General features: G+C 27.0%; 20 protein-coding genes. 16 read left to right on the top strand and 4 right to left on the bottom strand.

Going from position 1 to position 18,987, the window contains the following annotated elements; genetic code table 11:
- Together Q1J76_RS09390 and Q1J76_RS09395 are read left to right on the top strand one after the other, a co-directional pair.
- The coding region (locus Q1J76_RS09390) for a sialidase family protein (protein WP_300369809.1) at window positions 1-1,089 on the top strand (1,089 nt) is incomplete at its 5' end.
- A gap of 70 nt (window positions 1,090-1,159) precedes the next feature.
- On the top strand, window positions 1,160-1,585 hold the full coding sequence (locus tag Q1J76_RS09395) for a hypothetical protein (RefSeq protein WP_300369810.1): 426 nt from the start codon (window positions 1,160-1,162) through the stop codon (window positions 1,583-1,585).
- Window positions 1,586-1,733: 148 nt separating this feature from the next.
- On the opposite strand, the gene Q1J76_RS09400 is transcribed toward Q1J76_RS09395, so the two are convergent.
- On the bottom strand, window positions 1,734-2,801 hold the full coding sequence (locus tag Q1J76_RS09400; protein WP_300369811.1) for a M42 family metallopeptidase: 1,068 nt from the start codon (window positions 2,799-2,801) through the stop codon (window positions 1,734-1,736).
- A gap of 285 nt (window positions 2,802-3,086) precedes the next feature.
- On the opposite strand from Q1J76_RS09400, the gene Q1J76_RS09405 reads away from it, so the two are divergent.
- From Q1J76_RS09405 to Q1J76_RS09430, 6 genes are all read left to right on the top strand, one after another.
- Window positions 3,087-3,566, top strand: a complete 480-nt coding sequence (locus Q1J76_RS09405) for a chemotaxis protein CheW (RefSeq protein ID WP_300369812.1) — start codon at window positions 3,087-3,089, stop codon at window positions 3,564-3,566.
- A gap of 12 nt (window positions 3,567-3,578) precedes the next feature.
- Window positions 3,579-3,947, top strand: coding sequence for a 30S ribosome-binding factor RbfA (gene rbfA, locus Q1J76_RS09410; RefSeq protein ID WP_300369813.1), 369 nt, complete (start codon window positions 3,579-3,581; stop codon window positions 3,945-3,947).
- Between the two features lie 32 nt (window positions 3,948-3,979).
- Window positions 3,980-4,981: a DHH family phosphoesterase gene (locus tag Q1J76_RS09415; RefSeq protein ID WP_300369814.1), complete on the top strand. Its 1,002-nt coding sequence runs from the start codon at window positions 3,980-3,982 to the stop codon at window positions 4,979-4,981.
- Between the two features lie 6 nt (window positions 4,982-4,987).
- Window positions 4,988-5,479, top strand: a complete 492-nt coding sequence (rnhA, locus tag Q1J76_RS09420) for a ribonuclease HI (RefSeq protein WP_300369815.1) — start codon at window positions 4,988-4,990, stop codon at window positions 5,477-5,479.
- Between the two features lie 403 nt (window positions 5,480-5,882).
- On the top strand, window positions 5,883-6,923 hold the full coding sequence (locus tag Q1J76_RS09425) for an ABC transporter permease (protein WP_300369816.1): 1,041 nt from the start codon (window positions 5,883-5,885) through the stop codon (window positions 6,921-6,923).
- On the top strand, window positions 6,923-8,344 hold the full coding sequence (locus tag Q1J76_RS09430; protein ID WP_300369817.1) for an ABC transporter permease: 1,422 nt from the start codon (window positions 6,923-6,925) through the stop codon (window positions 8,342-8,344). Before Q1J76_RS09425 ends, Q1J76_RS09430 begins: the two co-directional genes overlap by 1 nt.
- Window positions 8,345-8,410: 66 nt before the next feature.
- Here Q1J76_RS09430 and Q1J76_RS09435 read toward each other — a convergent pair whose 3' ends face one another.
- Together Q1J76_RS09435 and Q1J76_RS09440 are read right to left on the bottom strand one after the other, a co-directional pair.
- Window positions 8,411-8,908 carry an NAD(P)H-dependent oxidoreductase gene (locus Q1J76_RS09435; RefSeq protein ID WP_300369818.1) on the bottom strand — a complete coding sequence of 166 codons (498 nt, stop codon included), beginning with the start codon at window positions 8,906-8,908 and terminating at the stop codon, window positions 8,411-8,413.
- A gap of 59 nt (window positions 8,909-8,967) precedes the next feature.
- Entirely contained in the window at window positions 8,968-9,375 is a 408-nt protein-coding gene (locus Q1J76_RS09440) for a cyclophilin-like fold protein (protein ID WP_367182123.1), read from the bottom strand.
- 230 nt (window positions 9,376-9,605) lie between these two features.
- Between Q1J76_RS09440 and Q1J76_RS09445 the strand changes: the two genes are divergently transcribed.
- Together Q1J76_RS09445 and Q1J76_RS09450 are read left to right on the top strand one after the other, a co-directional pair.
- A complete protein-coding gene (locus tag Q1J76_RS09445) occupies window positions 9,606-10,274 on the top strand; it encodes an ankyrin repeat domain-containing protein (protein ID WP_300369819.1) in 669 nt (222 codons plus the stop codon).
- A 71-nt stretch (window positions 10,275-10,345) separates the two neighbouring features.
- The gene (locus Q1J76_RS09450) at window positions 10,346-10,972 is read left to right on the top strand and encodes a D-sedoheptulose-7-phosphate isomerase (protein WP_300369820.1); all 627 of its coding nucleotides are present in this window, start codon (window positions 10,346-10,348) and stop codon (window positions 10,970-10,972) included.
- Between the two features lie 59 nt (window positions 10,973-11,031).
- On the opposite strand, the gene Q1J76_RS09455 is transcribed toward Q1J76_RS09450, so the two are convergent.
- Window positions 11,032-12,009 (bottom strand): ABC transporter substrate-binding protein, encoded by a 978-nt coding sequence (locus tag Q1J76_RS09455; protein ID WP_300369821.1) that lies wholly within the window; start codon window positions 12,007-12,009, stop codon window positions 11,032-11,034.
- Window positions 12,010-12,175: 166 nt separating this feature from the next.
- On the opposite strand from Q1J76_RS09455, the gene Q1J76_RS09460 reads away from it, so the two are divergent.
- From Q1J76_RS09460 to Q1J76_RS09485, 6 genes are all read left to right on the top strand, one after another.
- The gene (locus tag Q1J76_RS09460) at window positions 12,176-13,219 is read left to right on the top strand and encodes a glycosyltransferase family 9 protein (RefSeq protein ID WP_300369822.1); all 1,044 of its coding nucleotides are present in this window, start codon (window positions 12,176-12,178) and stop codon (window positions 13,217-13,219) included.
- A 68-nt stretch (window positions 13,220-13,287) separates the two neighbouring features.
- A complete protein-coding gene (locus Q1J76_RS09465; protein ID WP_300369823.1) occupies window positions 13,288-14,046 on the top strand; it encodes an MBL fold metallo-hydrolase in 759 nt (252 codons plus the stop codon).
- A gap of 53 nt (window positions 14,047-14,099) precedes the next feature.
- A complete protein-coding gene (locus Q1J76_RS09470; RefSeq protein ID WP_300369824.1) occupies window positions 14,100-14,768 on the top strand; it encodes a hypothetical protein in 669 nt (222 codons plus the stop codon).
- A 45-nt stretch (window positions 14,769-14,813) separates the two neighbouring features.
- The gene (mgtE, locus tag Q1J76_RS09475; protein WP_300369825.1) at window positions 14,814-16,172 is read left to right on the top strand and encodes a magnesium transporter; all 1,359 of its coding nucleotides are present in this window, start codon (window positions 14,814-14,816) and stop codon (window positions 16,170-16,172) included.
- Window positions 16,173-16,315: 143 nt separating this feature from the next.
- Window positions 16,316-17,944, top strand: a complete 1,629-nt coding sequence (locus Q1J76_RS09480; protein ID WP_300369826.1) for an ankyrin repeat domain-containing protein — start codon at window positions 16,316-16,318, stop codon at window positions 17,942-17,944.
- A gap of 75 nt (window positions 17,945-18,019) precedes the next feature.
- Window positions 18,020-18,895, top strand: coding sequence for a DMT family transporter (locus Q1J76_RS09485; RefSeq protein ID WP_300369827.1), 876 nt, complete (start codon window positions 18,020-18,022; stop codon window positions 18,893-18,895).
- The last annotated feature ends 92 nt before the right edge of the window (window positions 18,896-18,987 follow it).

Raw genomic sequence — 18,987 nt, forward strand, 5'->3', positions numbered from 1 at the left:
GATAAAAATTCATATACTGCATTTCCTAGTATAATTAAACTTGATAATAATAAATGTCTTATAAGTTTTAGAACGGCACCAAAAATAAAAAAACATTATTCACATCTGCATTCATTAAGTAAATCAATGTTTGCCATTGTAAATTTAAAAAATCTTGAAACAGAAAAAGTTTTTGAATTTGCTGAAGAAGATGATGCTGCCAAACAAGATGCCCAGCTTTTTAGGATAGATAAAAAAACTATAATGGCATACTATTTCAGATATACATTTCACCCAATGAATGAAAAAGATTTATTTAGAGATTATACATTTATAGAATATGCTAATACTATAGCACTTTTAAGCGGAATAGGTGTATGTATGAGCTATGATAATGGAAAGAGCTTTTCAAAACCTTATACTATAAAAATTAATAAAGATAATGAAATCATGAAAAATTTTGCTGTTAGAGGAAGTATATGCAAACTAAATGATGAGCTTCTTCTTCCTATATATGCATATAAAAAAAATATTAATAAAAATAACTGCAAGTATCAATGCTATATTATTTCAAGTAAGGATTTTATTGATTGGAAATTAAAAAGTTTTTTATGTGAAACTGAGTTTAAAAAGATAGATGGTAAAAAGAGAAAAATAGAATATGTAGAACCTTCTTTGCTCAATTATAAAAATACTATAATAGCTTTCATAAGAACTCATATTGATAATGAATATGGTGTTACTTCTATAAGCTATTCAAATGATAAAGGAAAAACTTTTTCAAAGCCTATTTTTACAGATATAAATGGATATCCTTTAAATCCTATTATTTTAAATAATGGAAAACTTCTTCTTACTTACGGATACAGATTAAAACCTTATGGAATAAGAGCATTAGTTTTTGATAATATTGATGATATATTCGATATAGAAAAAATTAATTATAAGGCAAATAATGAAGAGATTATAATAGATTCTGATATGAAAAGTACGGATTGCGGTTATCCTTGGTGCATTGAAAATGATGATATTATATCATGCATTTATTATGGATATAAAGATAAAAATAAAATTAGAAAAATATATATGAAGAGGTTTACTTTAACCTAAAAATATTGTATAAAGTAAATATAACTATATAGTAATTAATATTAATAGTGTGTTTTAGGAGGTTTTTATTATGGATGATAAAGATATAATGGATCCCAATGTTTATCAGATAAAGAAAAATGATTGGAAAGTAGAAGAAAATGATAAAACAATTACTTATAAACTTTTAGCGTATAAATTATCATCTTGGAGTGAGGATACATATTTAGTTATAAATGTTGATAAACAAAATAATACAAAAGAAATAATAATAGATTGGAACAGTAAAGATTTTGTATTTTCTGAACATAAGACATTTTTTAGATTTGATGAAGATTTTCCTGATAATTTGGATTGTAAGGCAGATGAAAAAAGATTAAGTTCTATAGTTTTAAAATCTGATTATGTTTATGATAGTATTCTTAATTCTAATATGCTTATAATAAGAGCTTCGCTTGAAAAAAGCAAAACGACTAGAATGTTTGATGTTTCAAAGTTTAAAGATATAGCAAAATAAAAATATATTTTAAAACTAAAAAATAAATATAAAACTTTCAGAAATAATTTTTTAATCTGTAAATGGGTTTATCATTAGCAATAATAAAAAAATGGTATCAGCTTTTAATACTAATACCATTTTTTATTAATATTGATAAAGTTATTAATTAAAATTCTTTTATCTTTTCTTTATTTAAAGTTTTTATCAATGCTTTAGCTATTTCTATAGAAGCAATTATATCATCATAAGAAGCATAACAGTAATGACTATGAGCATATCTTGTAGCCACACCTAATACTATACTTGGAATTCCTAGATTAGCTTTATGATAAGTAGCACCATTTGTAGAACCTTTTTCTCTTACTATAACCTGATGAGCTAAATGATTTTTTTGTGCTGTTTCTATAGTATATTTACTCAATCTAGGATTTGTAATCATACCGCCGTCAATTATTCTAAGCTGAGAACCTCTTCCTATAGCCCCATGAGCTCTATCACCATAATAGAAAGTATCATCAGCTGGAGAACCTTCAAATACTATAACTAAATCAGGTTTTACTTTATTCGCGGCAACTGAAGCCCCTCTAGTTCCTACTTCCTCCTGTGCGGTCATCATTCCCACCAAATTAACATTTAATTTTTCATCTTTCAATGCCTTTAAAGTTTCTATTACACATAAAGCACCAACTCTGTTATCTATCGCCTTAGCACATATACTTTTAGTTCTTTCATCATATCTGAAATCAACATCAGGTGCTATAGGATCTCCTATTTGTATTCCGAATACTTCTTGAGTTTCCTTTTTACTTCTAGTACCAACATCTATATACATGTCGTATAGAGCAGGCAGTTTTCTTCTCTCTTCATCCGTCATAAAATGAGGAGGTTTTGAACCTATTACTCCTTTCACATATTCACCAGATGAAGATTTTATTACAACGGAATTTGAAACTATATTTGGTATATGCCAACCTCCAAGTGGTATAAAAGATATTGTTCCATTATCATTTATATGTTCAGCCATAAAACCTATTTCATCTATATGACAGTCTAAAGCTACTATTGGCTTATCTTTATCTATTTTTTGAAGTCCTAAATACAAATTGTTTATAGAATCTCTTTCCTTATCTATAAATGATGTATGCTTTTTTATAATTTCTATAACATCATCTTCAAAGCCTGAAGGTCCGAATGCATTAGTTAAATCTTTCATCAAATTCAAAATATCATTCATAAAAAATTCCTTTATAAAATACTAAATTAATTGCATTTACAATAGAATATAATAAATCATTTAAATAAAATATCAATTATTAAAGTATAAATCTTTACAAATAATATGCATATATAAACTATCATTTTTTATGATGTCGATATACTGTGAAGTTTAAATATTAATTTATAAATGTGATTGTATTTTTATTAAATATAGTATAAAATGAATAAAAAAGAATAATAAAATTACTTGACTTATAAACATTATATATTATAATTCTTAATACGACTTAAAGGAGCTAACATGAATAGTGCCATATCAAATCAAATACTTGTTTTTAAGATAAATAATGAATTGTACGGAATAGATATTCTTAAAGTTCAAGAAATATTAAATTTTATGCAGCCGTCTCCTATTCCAAATTGTCCTGATTATTTGAAAGGTATTATTAATTTAAGAGGTACTATAATTCTTGTTATAGATTTAAGAGCTAGATTCCATTTTGATGAACCTATGAATCCTGAAAACTGCGTAATTGTAGTTGTGGCAATAGGAGATAAAAAATACGGTTTAGTTGTTGACTCTGTATCTGATGTTCTTACTATAAATAGTGAAAATATTCAAGAAGATATAGATATGCATGTAGGTATTGACAGTAGATATATAATGGGATTAGTAAAAGCTAATGAACAGATGATAATTTTGGTAGATATAGATAAAGTATTCATTCAAGATGAGCTTGATGATTTAACTAATGCTGTTAATAACTCTATAGTAAAGTAATTAGATAATATTATGTCTTCTCATAGAATACTTAGAGTAAATGAAAATATTAAGCAAACTCTCTCTATGATTATAATGAGGGAGATAGAAGATCCTAGAATAAAGAATAATCTTGTTACTATCACAAAAGTTGATACTGCTAAAGATTTGAAAAATGCAAAAGTATATTTTGTATGTTTGAATGAGGATAAGCAAAATGAAGTTCTTAATGGACTTAATAGTGCTAAAGGCGTAATATTTTCGTATCTTAGAAAACAGCTTACTATCAGATATGTACCTAATTTGACATTTCATTATGATAAAAATTTAATAGAAACCAATAAGGTTTTAACAAGTATAAAAAAATTAGATATACCAGAAGAAATTCCTGAAGATAATTAAACTTTTATAAATTAAATATTAAGGGTTTATTAATGGCTATTTGTAATAATGTTGATATAACAGTGTCTAAAGAAAAAATATTAGAAAGGTTATCCAAAGCTGATAATATAACTATCACAGGACATAGAAATCCTGATTGTGATTGTATATGTTCAGGGCTTGCTTTGTCTTTGATTATTAAAAATATATTCAATAAAGATGCATATGTAGTTAATACTGATAAAATACAGAGAGATTTAAAAAATATACTTTTTATTGATAAAGTAATTTTTGAAGTAAATGAAAATACTTTGCCTAAAAAAGATGTTTTAGTGGTTCTTGATTCTGGAGATATAGATAGAATAGGATGGCTTTCAGATATATTAAATGAATATAATGAAGTAATATTTATAGATCATCATAAAGTGAGAAATATTAAAGGTGTTACTATGTTTTATGATGATACCACTGCAGGTGCTACTTGTGAGATAATAACCGATATATTTCAGGATTATATAGAAAAATTTGATTCTAATATAGCTACATTGCTTTACTGCGGAATTTGTACCGATACTGGAAGTTTTATATTTACTAATACAACAGACAGAACTTTATTTTATGGTTCAAAACTTATGTCTGTAGGAATAATACAAGAGAATCTTGGTAATGTTGTTAGAAAAAGATATACTAAAAATGATGTTTCTGCTTTAATAGAAATATACAATAGAATGGTTATAGATGATAATAAAAAAATAGGATATTTATGTTTGGAAGATACAATTTGTGGCATTAATATGAAAGAGCTTGCTGTAAGTGCTTCGGATATTCTTATTCAAATGGATGATGTATTAATAGGTTTCATTATTCATGAAGGAGAGGAGAATTTTAGAGTTAGTATAAGAAGCAGATGTTCCAAAAATATTAGAGAAGTTGCTGAGAGTTTTGGTGGAGGAGGACATCCTAAAGCATCAGGTTTTTCTGTATCCAAAAATGATTACACGAAAGAAAGATTAATAACAGAAATAAATGATAAATTAACTTCCTTATTAGCTTAATGATTTATGATAAAAGATGATATTATAATATATACAGACGGCGGATGCAGAGGAAATCCGGGACTTGGAGCTTGGGCTGCTATACTTATAAGTGAAAAACATAATCTTCGTCTTGAAATTGGTGGAAGTGAAGACAGTACCACAAATAATAGAATGGAAATGAAGGCTGTTATCAAGGCACTTGAGAGATTAAAGCATTCTCATAATATTAAGCTTCATAGTGACAGTGCTTATTTAGTCAATGGCATGACAAAGTGGATATATTCTTGGCAGAAAAATAATTGGATAAAAAGTGATAAAAAGCCTGTGGAAAATAAAGAGTATTGGCTTGAATTAATAGAATTATCAAAAAGGCATAGTATAGAATTTATTAAAGTAAAAGGGCATTCCAACAACAAAGAAAATAACCGTGCTGATGAAATAGTAAATATTCTTATGGATGAGCATATCAAAAAAGGAAAAATTTCTTCTTTTAATGAAAAGACTGAATATTGCTGATTTTAGTATTTTAGGGCGTTATATAAAACAATAAATTTAAAAAAACTAGGGTGGGTGTTTCATATTCTGTTTTGGCAGTAAAAAAGATAAATGTGAAATTTAATATAAGATTATAAGAAAATAGGGTGGGGATAGAAATAAAGTTTAAAAACTTATTTACATACCCCGCCCTTTATTATTTTCTATGTAATTTTGGAATTAAAATTTTAATAGTCTTTTTGTATAATTAGAAATTTGAGCCCCCGCCAAGTTTTTATTAGATTTATGATTTTATTAAGATATGATTAATATATTTTTTATGAATATGAATAGTTTTCAGCAAAAGAATTAACATAATTAAATTAACATAATAATACTTTACAATTTTATTCTTTTTTGTATAATACTTTGAAAGGATTATATTATGTTTACTTATTTTGTTATTAAACGCATATTAAAAGGCATAATTATGTTTGTTATACTTATGTTTATGTCATCAGCTATATTTAATACAGTAAGCGAAAAAACCTTAAAAGCACAGATTGAAGAGAATATCAATGCTGAAGTAATAGGGTTAAATAATATGCGTACTGAAGATATTGAGAATTTTATTAAAGAGAGAAGAGCATATTATTATGATATATATTGGCTCAATAGAAGTGTAGGTGAGAGAATATTCATAAGAGCTATTAATACAATAACTTTTCAATTTGGAAAATCAGCTATTATGCTGGATTCAAACGGTAATAGAGAAGTTATAAAAATAATATGCGAGGCACTTCCCCGTTCTATAATACTTTTCACAACGGCATCAGTAATACAAATGATTATAGGTTTAATAATAGGACTTATAAAGGCAAGAAAAGCAGGCGGACTATTTGACAGAACAACAAGTATTATAACTATGATTGTATACGGTATGCCTACTTGGTGGCTTTCTATGATTCTTATAATGGTATTCGTTTATAAGTTTAATTTATTTCCATCTGGAGGAGTTCATTCCATACCAGTACCAACAGGAATAATGTACTATTTAGATATGTTATGGCATATGGCATTGCCTATTTTCACATTAACTTTAATAGGTTTTTGGGGACTTTCATTTGTTGTAAGAAATATAGTATTATCCACATTGCAGGAAGATTATATAATGGCGGCAAGGGCTAGAGGAATATCAGAAAAATCTGTTTTGCTTGGACATACTTTAAGAAGTTCAGCTCCTCCTATAGTTACAATAACTTTATTGGGATTACTTGGTTCTATTGCGGGATCAATTATATTTGAGGGTATATTCTCATGGCCTGGACTTGGAAATCTCTATTGGATATCAGTTCAGCAAAATGATATACCTGTACTAATGGGAAATTTGGCTATAACTACTGCACTTTATCAATTCGGTTTAGTAGTTCTTGATATATCTTACGGATTCTTGGATCCTAGAATAAAAATAGGAGGCAGGCTGTAATGCAGAATAATGATATTAATAAAAATAATATTAATAAGAAACTTGCCCCTTTAATAGAATTTTTTAATGAGTTTAAAAAGGATAAAACAGGTGTTATAGGTTTATGTATACTAATTTTGTCAATTTTTGTATCTTTGCTTGAACCTTTGATTTTAACTTATAAAGAGTCTCCTAAAAGATGGAGAGATATAACATATTGGCAGGATAATCCCGCATCAGCAGCTCCTGAATGGATTAACTTCTTTCATAAAGAGAAATCAGCAATTACAACCGATATTAAACCTATAAGTGTAGAAACTAATTATATAGATAATCAGGTTCATTATAAAACTATATTTGAATATGATTATAAATTCGACAAATCTCCAGTAGACTTGATTTTTCATGCCGATGTTAACGGTTCTGCAGGCTTGATATGGAATGTTATAAGACCAGACGGAGAATCAATAACCCTTTCAGATAGTTTAAATAATGTTAACGGCGATTTGAGAATATCAGCTTTCAATGATTCAAAAAATAGAATATTTAGATTTTACAGAGAATCAGTTCCAAGAATACTTGCAAGGCAAATTGACACTCTTACAACTAATCCTATGAAAATACTTTTTAATACAAAAAAAGATGATATGGCTAAAAATTTCGAAGTATTAAAAGGTGTTTACAGATTTGAAGTAACAGGAAAATTTGCTGATAATAATTCTAGTTTTTCAAATCCTTATATGGTATTGGTAGGTTCTATGTCTGGTATAATGGGTACTGATAATATGAAACGCGATATATTTTCTGGACTTATTTCAGGTCTTAAATGGGCATTATTTATAGGTATAGCAACTAGTTTTATATCGGTTATAATAGGCGTAATGTACGGAATAGTATCTGCATATTTCGGAGGTTTCATTGATAATGTAATGCAGTTTATTTATCAGATATTTATAGGAATACCTGTTCTTCCAGTGATGATAGTAATGAGTGCAATATTCAAGCCAAGCATATGGACTATGATAAGTATGATGATATTTTTCTCTTGGACAGGTTCTGTTATGACAGTTCGTTCTATGGCAATGCAGCTTAAAGAAGAAACATATATTGAGGCAGCAAGAACGATTGGAGCGGGGCATTTCAGAATAATATTTAATCATTTAGCTCCTTTACTTTTACCTTTTTCATTTGCTTCTATGGCTTTAGCTGTGCCTTCTGCAATAGTTTATGAATCCTCTTTATCATTACTCGGACTTGGAGATGCTTCTATAGTTACTTGGGGGCAAATTCTTCATGATGCTATGAAAGGTTCAGCTGTACTTTCTGGGCTTTGGTGGTGGATAATACCTCCTGGGATTTTAATTGCTGTTTTAGGTATGTCATTTGCATTTTTGGGATTTGCTTTGGATAAAATACTTCATCCTAAATTAAGAAGCAGATAATTAGAAAATAATAAAACATAGAAATATATATTTTTTATTTTTATATATTCCTATGTTTTTTATTTTTTATTTAAAACATTTATGATATTCATTCAAATCTATACTATCTTCTTTGTTACCATAAAAACATAATGTATCTTCTATATTTAATCCAAAATGTTTGAAACTTGATGTAATAGGAGAGAGTAAACTATTAATATCAAATTCTAATGAATCATAATGAGATTTATCTCCTCCTGTTGTAGTAATAATTTGAAAACTTTTGCCTTCTAAGAATTTATTATCATCACTATGAAGTAAAGCACTCAAAACAGTGTCCTGCCATTCTTTCAAAATACTTGGAGTACTGAACCAATATAAAGGAAATTGAAATATTATTTTATCAGATTTCTTCAATAACTCTATTTCATCTTTTATATTATCTTTACTTATCTTATTTTCATTATAGATATCGCTTAGATTATGAATTGTTACATTGTCAAAATCTTTTATTGATTGAAGCAACTTACTATTAACTTTTGAGTCTTTCCAATGGCTATGTGCAAAAATTAGTAATATTTTCATTTATTTCTCCTTATTATATTTTTTTACAATTATATCATATAATATAAATTATAGAAGAGTTAATTTTTTTTTTTATTGATGCTAAAAGTTATTTCAATGCTTTCTTTTTCAAGTATTTCTCTAAGTTCATTAGCATTTTCTATATATCCTATTCTTGTATAGCTGTAAGAAGTTTTAAAAATTTCGTAAAATATAACTATACAATTATTTCCATAAAGCATAAAGTCCCATGTTTTTATATTACATATATTTTTAGTTTTTACTGTAAGATTTTTTCTTAAATTATAATATTTTTCATTATTATTTAAATCATTTATATTAATTGTTAAAGGAATTATATATAAAAAGTCTTTTGCTTTTTGATTATTATTTAATTTAACATTTGTATTTAAAGTATTAAATATATTATTTCTGTAAATAAAATTGTATGCTGTTAATAATAAAAAAAGCTGATAAAGTAAATGAATACATTAGCATATAATTAAGTATTAAAAAATTTATTTTCAATTATAATTTATGATAAGAATATAACAAAATACTTATATAATATATAAGTATTGCTAATATTCCATAATTGATTTATTATATTTACATATTGTCTGTTTATAAAATTGTATATTTTTATTTTTAAAAAAACTTTTACAAATATTGTTTTAATAGTATTATATATATAATATAATTAATGATTAGGTTGTTTATGAGAAAAATAATTTATATTTTTATAATTTTATCATCGTTTTTTAATTTTGCTTATACTCTTACGGATATAGAGACTAAATTCTTAAAATCATGCGAAGAGGGGAAATATGATACAGTGGCTGCTCTTATAAGTAAAAAAGTTAATGTTAATGTTTTATCAGAAGACGGAGTTACTGGCTTAATGCTTGCTTCTCATCATGGTCATAAAGCGGTAGTAAGACTTTTAATAAATTCATATGCTGATGTTAATATTGCTGATAAAGTTGGATATACTGCATTAATAATGGCAGCAACTGGTGGACATATAGATATAGTTAAGATATTAATAAAAGCTAATGCTAATTTAAATGTCCGTAATAATTATGGAGAAACTGCTTTGCATGTAGCTTCATATGGATTGCATTCGGATATTGTTCAGACTTTAATAAATAATAAGGCTGATGTTAATGCGGTTAATAATGATGGTTATAATGCTTTGGTAATGGTTTTTATGTCTGCAGATAAAAGTGAAAATATGCTTCCTGTTGCTAAGATATTATGCGATAATGGTGTTAATGTTAATAATAAAGATAGAAATGGAAGAACTGTTCTTACTTATGTTAAGAATCATTATAAAAAACCTGAAAGTTTGATTGAATTTCTTTCCAGTTATGGAGCTACTGAGTAATTTAATAAAATCTTGTAAAAACATTAAACTCATATATAATTTAATATCGTAATTTATTTAAGGAGAATTGTATGTTGGAAGAATTAATAAATAGAATTCCAAAGTTAGAGAGAATAAAAGATAATATAGAAAAAGCTATAGAGAAAACTATAAAATGTTATGAAAGAGGAAATAAAGTTTTAATAGCGGGCAATGGAGGAAGTGCATGCGACAGTGAACATATAGCTGGAGAATTATTAAAAAGTTTTTTAAAGAAGCGTCCTATAGATGAAAATATTAGAAATGAACTTATTAAATTTGATGACGGAGCTTATATTGCTGATAATTTAGAATCGCCTTTAAGGGCTGTTGCTTTAACTTCTCATTTAGGGCTTTCAAGTGCATATCTTAATGATAAAGAACCTTATTTAGTATTTGCTCAGCAGTTATTAGGTTTTGGAGATAAAGGAGATATTTTCTTTGCTATAAGTACATCTGGAAATGCTAAAAATATTATTTATGCTGCTAAACTTGCTAAGGCTATGGGAATAGAAATTATATCATTTACTAATGAACATGGAGGAAAGCTTGCTGAGATGGCTGATATAGCTATAAAAGCACCTGCAAAAGAAACTCATATATCACAGGAATACCATGAGGCTATATATCATGAAATTTGTATAAAAGTTGAAGAGCATTTTTTTAAAGAGAATAGATAAAAATATATAATTATAATAATGAAAAAGGCTTGTAAAATTACAAGCCTTTTTTTAATCAATTATATATTATTTGGTATACTTAATCCTAATTTGTTCATCATATTAGTATTAACTACAAAATTATAATTTTCTGAAGGTTCTAATGGTATATTTTTTATATCTTTTATGTTTTCTAAAACTTCTATAGTCTTTTTTGCAGTTAATACTCCCATATCATAATAGTTCACTGAATATGTAGCGGTACCTCCTATCTTTGTCATACTAGCGTCAGCACATACAACAGGAAGTTTTGTGCTTTCCTCTATTATAGCTACATTAGCCATACTGCTTGCTATAACATTGTCTGTTGGAGAAAATATAGCATCAACTTTACCAACAGCACTTAACATTATTTGCTGTATTTCATTTGCATTTGCAATTGTAAGATCAGTATATTCCAGTCCTAATGAATCCAATTTTTCTTTTGCTAATTTTATTTGATATACTGAATTTATTTCACTTGAACAGTATAAAAGTCCTATTTTTTTAGCGTTCGGTATTAATGTATGCATAAGCTCTATTTGTTTTTCTATTGGAGGAAGATTAATAACACCTGTTATATTGACATTTGGCTTATCTAAATTTGTTACCAATTTGGCACCTATAGGATCTCCTATACCTGAAACTATTATTGGTATATCTTTTGTCATATTTACAAGCGATTGTGCTGATGGAGTACCTATTGCTATTATTATATCTTTTTTATCATTTACAAATTTTTGTGCTATTGTATTACAGTTTACCTGTTCCCCTTGAGCATTCTGATAATCTATAACTATTTTTTTATTACTGTTTTTATAATATTTATTTAATTCATCTTCTATGCCTTTGTATATCAAATCTAATGCATCATGCTCTATAATTTGACTTATTCCTATTTTTATAATTTTATTACTTTCTGCATTGCTTCTTTTATCTGCATTTTTCTTGCTAATTCCAAATGCTGATGCTAGTATAAATATTATTATTAATACAAATATTATAATGTTATTTTTCATTATCTTAATCCTTTTTTAATCTTTATATATCAAAATTGCTTTATATAGTAATGATACTACATAGAGTATTTTTTGTCAATACTGTTTATAGTAATTCCTATAATTTTTTCTTGATATATTAAAAAAAATATGTATTATTAAAATATATTACTTTGGATTATATTTTATGAAGGTACTTTTAATAAAACAAACTTCTTTGGGAGATGTTCTTCATATGACTCCCGTTATAAGAGCATTAAAAAAGTGGAAACCTGACTGCATTATAGATGTAGTTACTGATAAAAAAGCTTTAGGAATACTCGAAAATAATCCTTATATAAATAAGTTTTATGTTTTGGATATATACAAATATGAGAAAGAGATATTTAAATCTCCTTTATTGTTTTTTTCTACTATAAGAGAATTTTTTTCTCATATAAAAGATGTTAGAAAAGAGCATTATGATATAGCTATGGATTTGCAGGGACTTGAAAGAAGCATTATATTTTTATATTTATGCCATGCCCAAAAAAAGTATGCAAAGGGAAAATGGTTTGGTCTTAAAAGTAATTATTATAAGGATATAAATGCTATAGTTGGATTGATTTCTTTTTTGAAATTTATTGACTGTCCTGATGATGGTACTGATTTAGACTATTTTTTGCCTAATAATATAGAAACTGATTTTGCCAAAAGAATAGAAAATATACAATATTCAATAAACAGTAATTTTAATATAAAAGATGAATATATTGTATTTTCTCCTTTTTCAAGATGGGATACTAAAGATTTGTCTGTAAATAAATCAAGAGAGATTATAAAAGAGATAAAGAAACTCAAAGATATACAAATAATACTTTCAGCTACATCTGATTACAATGAAAAATGTGCTGAAATAGTTAAAGATTTTGATAATGTATTAAATACTTCAGGACTTTTTAATCTTCCTCAATTGGCATATTTAATAAAAAATTCAAATGGAATGATTACAGTTGATTCTTTTCCTATGCATACTGGATGTGCATTTCAAAAACCTCTTATAGCAGTATTTGGACCTACTAGTGAAGTTAGGGTAGGACCTATTGCCAAAAATTCTGAAACTATAAGAGTTGAGAATTTAGAATGTGCTAGATGCTATAAGAGAAAAAATTGTCCTAATAATCATATATGTATAGAGAATATATATGCTGAAGCTTTGGCAAGAAGGTTTATAGAAAAAATAGAAAAATAATACTATTGATATTAAGAATAAAAATTATATAATAAAATAAATATATAGTTGTTTTAAGGAGGTATATTATGCAAATAACTTTTTTAGGTACAGGTACTTCCGACGGTGTTCCAATGATAGGATGCAAATGTAAGGTATGCACAAGTAAGGATAAAAGAGATAAAAGAACACGTTCTTCTATATTAATAAAAAATAATAATAAAAATTATGTTGTTGATACTTCGGCTGATTTTAGACAGCAAATGCTTAGAGAAAAAATAGACAGCCTTGAAGCGGTATTCTATACACATTCACATGCAGATCATACTTCAGGTATAGTTGATTTGAGGGCATTAAATTTTATAATGCATACATCAATAGACTGCTATGGTAATAAATATACTATGGATAATTTAAGAGAGAAATATGATTACTTTTTTAACCCTGTTCAAGTTGGAGGCGGTCTTCCTCAAGTTGTTTTTCATCATATAGAAAATGAAATGATATTTAATGATATTAAAGTTACCCCTATTCCTATAATACATGGAGTTCTTCATATATTGGGATATAGATTCAATAATTTTACTTATATTACAGATGCAAGCTATATAAGTGAAGAAAGTTTGAAACTATTGGAAGGTACGGAGATTTTGGTTTTGAATGGTTTAAGGTATAGACCTCATCATACTCATTTATCTTTACAGGAATCTGTTAATATTGCAGATAGATTGGGTGTAAAGAAAGCATATTTCACACATATGACTCATGATGTTTTGCATAGGCATTTGGAGAGGGAACTTCCTGCAAATATGTATCCTGCATATGACGGACTTGTTATAGAAATTTAATAATCTGTATATATTATATGCAATTTAAAAGATAATAATAAAGAGAGAACTATATGAAAAAATTAATAACATCATTATTTTTTGCATTACTTTTTAGTGTAAATTTATTTGCACAGCATGGCGGCGGAGTAGCTTTATTCGTTCCTATGACAGGAAGTTTTGCATTTTCTGATATAAGAGGTTTAGACGGTAGTAAATTAGATACTTTAAAAGGTGGAAGTTCATTTGATTTCGGTGTATTAGTTCAGACTGGATATTTTTATGATTTCGGTGGATTATTGGGATTTGATGCCTTAGCTGATATAGGATATTATAGAAGTACATATAAATATATTAATTCTAAAGAAGGAAAGGTTATTTCCTATGCATTTGATAGTCTAAATGCTGGAGCCATGTTTAGAGTAACTTTTTTGGTATTAGCATTGGGTATAGGTTCTGGAGTAAAAATACCAATGGCTGCCAATATTCATGATGGTGATTATAATTCAAAGTTAAATAGCGATGAAATAAAAAAATCATTTTCATCTGCTGTTATACCATATCTAAAATTTACTATCGATTTTAAATATAATCTGAGCAGTTTTTCAGCCATTGTGGCAGGCTTATATTTTAATTATGATTTTGCTATGAATTATAAAAATCCTAATTATTCAAGATATAATATACACTCTTTTGATTTTGGAATACAATTAGGTACTTATTTTGTAGGTACTAAACATTAAATTAGATAATATTGAATTGATTATTATTTCTATTGGGATACGAATATGCTAAAAGAACTTTTACAGCCTGAAATTGAGGACTTGATAGAAGAAAAAGATTGGGAATCTTTGAGAGATACGCTTTTACTATGGCAGGAAGTAGAAACGGCTAATTTAATTACATCTTTAAAAAATGATAATAAATATAAAGTTTTTAGTGTATTGCCTAAAGATTATTATTTAGAGGTTTTTCCAGAGCTTGCACCTATAGATCAGAGAAGAATTATAGAAAATATGAGCGAATCGGATATAAAGTATCTTTTGGAAAATATGAATCCCGATGATAGAACATATTTTTTAGGTTCTATACCTTCATCATTATCTGAGAATATATTAAAACTTTTAGGTACTGAAGATAGAGAAATAGCTTCATGGCTTTTAGCTTATCCTGAAGAGAGTATAGGGCGTTTAATGACTCCTAAATATATAAGCATAAATCCTGATTGGACTGTTAGGGAGGCTTTTGAATATGTGAGAAGTAATATAGAAGAGTCAGAAATCTATACTACTTTATATGTTATAGATTCAAAAAGAACTTTAATAGGTTCTATTGCATTAAGAAAGTTATTTTTTACAGATAAAAATATATTAATATCTGAAATTACAAATAACTGCCCTTATATATCGGTTTATGAAGATCAGGAAAATGCCATTAATATAATAAAAAAATATAATTTGCATTCTCTAGCTGTAGTTGATGACAGACATTCTATGATAGGAATTGTTACAGTAGATGATATAATGGATATTGCTGAAGAAGAGTATACAGATGATTTCCATAAGATGGCTGGTATTACTTCGAGCGAGGAGCAATTTGATGATAATTTGAAAATCACTCCTATTTTTACTCTTTATAAGCAGAGAATATTTTGGCTTTTAATACTTGTTTTTATAAATATATTTTCTGGCGGTGTCATAAGTATATTTCAAAATACACTTCAAAAGCATATAGTACTTGTAGTATTTTTACCATTGATTATAGGAAGCGGAGGTAATGCTGGAAGTCAGTCTGCTACTCTTGTTATAAGATCCCTTGCCATTGGAGATGTTGTTCTAAAAGATTGGTTTTATATGCTTTCAAAAGAAATTATAGTTGCAGCTATTTTAGGTTTGAGTATGGGCATTGGGGCTTATATACTTGGTGTTATACGGGGTGGATTTGAGATAGCGGCTATTGTATCTGTATCAATGTTCAGTATAGTTTTTATAGGCAGTATTATAGGTCTTTGTTTGCCTTTTATACTTACAAAACTTAATATTGACCCTGCTATAAGTGGGGCTCCTATGCTTACTTCTATATGCGATATAATAGGTACCGCTTTATATTGTTCTATAGCTACACTGGCATTTATAATATTACAATAATTTCATTTTAATAATATTTTTTTATTATTTTTAAAAAAAATTTTAAATAATTGTTAAATTATATAGTATAATTTTTATTAAAAATATATTTGACTATTTATGCTTTTATATTACATTTAAACAAAGAATAAGGTTTATTATTTATGAGAGAAATCGAGATTGAATTGCATGAAGCATCAGCTAGAAATAATATATTAGCTGTTGAAATCTTATTAAAAAATAAAAATATAGATGTTAATTTAAGTAATATAATAGGATTAACTCCATTAACACATGCATGCAGAGCAGGATATAAGGAAATAGTTGAATTACTTTTAAAAGCTGGAGCTGATCCTAATAAGGCTGATCAATTATATATAACTCCATTAATGAATGCCTGTGCAAATGGTCATACTGATATAGTTAGTATTTTAATAAAATATGGGGCTTCTATAAATTTGAGTAATTGTAATAATGAAACTCCATTGCATTATGCATGTTCTGAAAATTATTTTGATATAATGAAAATACTTGTAGAAAATGGTGCCGATGTTAATGCCAAAACTGATATTAATGTTACACCTTTGATGTATTGCTGTCAAAAGTCAAATTTTGATGCGGTAAAATTTTTGATAGATAATAATGCCAATATAGATGATTTTGATATATATGAAGAAACGGTATTATCATATGCCATATCAAGCGGTAATATCGATATAGTTGAATATATATTAAATAGGGGAAATATAGAGATACCTAAATATTCTTTGACAATGGCTGCTACAAGTGGAAATTTATCATTAGTTCATTATATACATTCAAAATTGGGTATTAATAATCATAATGTATTTTCAAGTGCTTTTATATCAGCAGCTTATAATGGGCATTTAGATGTTGTTAGATATTTCTTTGATAATTCTAGGAAAAAAGCTCCTGAAGCTTTAGCGGTTGCTGCTTCTGCTGGGCATAAGGATATAGTTAATTATTTTCTTATGAATAAAGTGCCTTTGAATGGTGTTACTGATAATGGAAAATCTGCTTTGATATCTGCTATAGAGATAGAAAATAAGGAAATAATAGATTTGCTTATAAAATACAATGTTGATGTTAATAAGTCTGATGATGATGATGTAACTCCTCTTATGTATGCATGTTATATAGGTAATATAGAAATAGTAAAAGTGTTGCTTGATAATAATGCTTATACTAATGCTTTAGACAGTATAGAAAGAAATGCTATGATACATGCTATTATAGCTGGAAATATAGATATTGTTGAGCTTCTTTTAATGAGAGGAATGACACTCAATAATGATAATGAATCTATTACTCCTTTGATGTGGGCTGTTATATATGATAATTTAAAATCTGTAAAATATTTGATAGAGAAGGGAGTTGATATTTATCAAACGGATATTAATGGATGGAATTCTTTCATGTTTGCTTGTGCAAAAGGATATAATGATATTGTTTACTATATTTTAGAATTGTATCCTGATATTATTAATAAGTTAAGCAGAATTGGTGAAACTGCTTTGATGATAGCTTCAGATAATGGAAAAGTTGAAGTTGTTGAGTACTTATTAAAAAATAATGCCTCTGTAAAAGAAGAAAATTTTAATGGATATACTGCTTTATATATAGCTTCTTCGAAAGGCTATTTTGAAATATGCGAACATTTGATAAAATATTATAAGATAGATGATTATACTTTTTCTAAGGAATATGATATTGCAAAAGAAAAGGGTTATAGCAGTATTATGAATTTATTCAATGATAAATTAAAATCTTAAATATTAATCTAATAAATATTTTGACATTTTTATTCAAATATTATACTATCTTTATCAATAAAATAGGTTAATAATATGGCTAATAAGGAAAGATTAGGTACTATAGGTATATTTTTAACGGCATTAATTTGGGGTTATAGTTTTGTTGCTGTTAAGGTTGTAGTCAGAGAGATAGAACCTTTTTATCTTGTAGGACTTAGAAATTTGATAGGCGGTATTTTTATTTCCATAGTATTTTTCAAAAAAATAAAAAATATCACTAAAAAAGATATAATGTTATGCCTATCTTTAGGGGTAGTATTATTTCTTGGTTTTTTTCTGCAGACTATGAGTTCTAAATTTATTACAGCCTCAAAGGTAGCTTTTTTCACAGGCTCTTATGTTATATTTATACCATTTCTTGCTTGGATAGCATACAGAAAAATGCCTCATATTGCTGCATTTATAGCTGCTATAATTACAGTTTTAGGCTTATATTTATTAACTTCATTTGAAGGTTTAGCTAGTATAAAGGCTGGTGATTTATTTGCCTTATTATCTGCTTTTGTATTTGCTTTACATATAATGCTTATAGATAAGATACTTAAATATGTTGATGGCGTTATAATGGCGGCATTGCAGCTTATAATAGCAGGTATAATATCTCTTTTCATAGGTTTTATGACTTCTACACCTTTGAATATTACTTCTATATCAAATGAATCTTTATATTCTCTTTTGTATTTGGCTATAGGGGCAACAGGAATAGCTTATTTACTTCAAACAGTATCTCAGAAATATGTAAATCCAAATAAGGCTGGCATAATATTAAGTTTAGAATCTTTTTTGGGGGCATTAGGAGGAGTTATATTTATGAATGACCCTCTTACTTTCAATTTTGTTTTGGGAGGAATTTGTATGATTTCTGCTATATTCATATGCGAGATAGGAAGCAATATAAAATCAGCTTAATATAATTAATAAACTTTTAATCATATAAAAAATAATACGGTTACTTAGTATATGTTTGCAAAATTGTAATTTATGTATTAAAATATAATAAT

It is taken from the genome of Brachyspira sp. (assembly GCF_029258575.1).
In the GTDB taxonomy this organism is placed as follows: Bacteria; Spirochaetota; Brachyspiria; order Brachyspirales; family Brachyspiraceae; genus Brachyspira.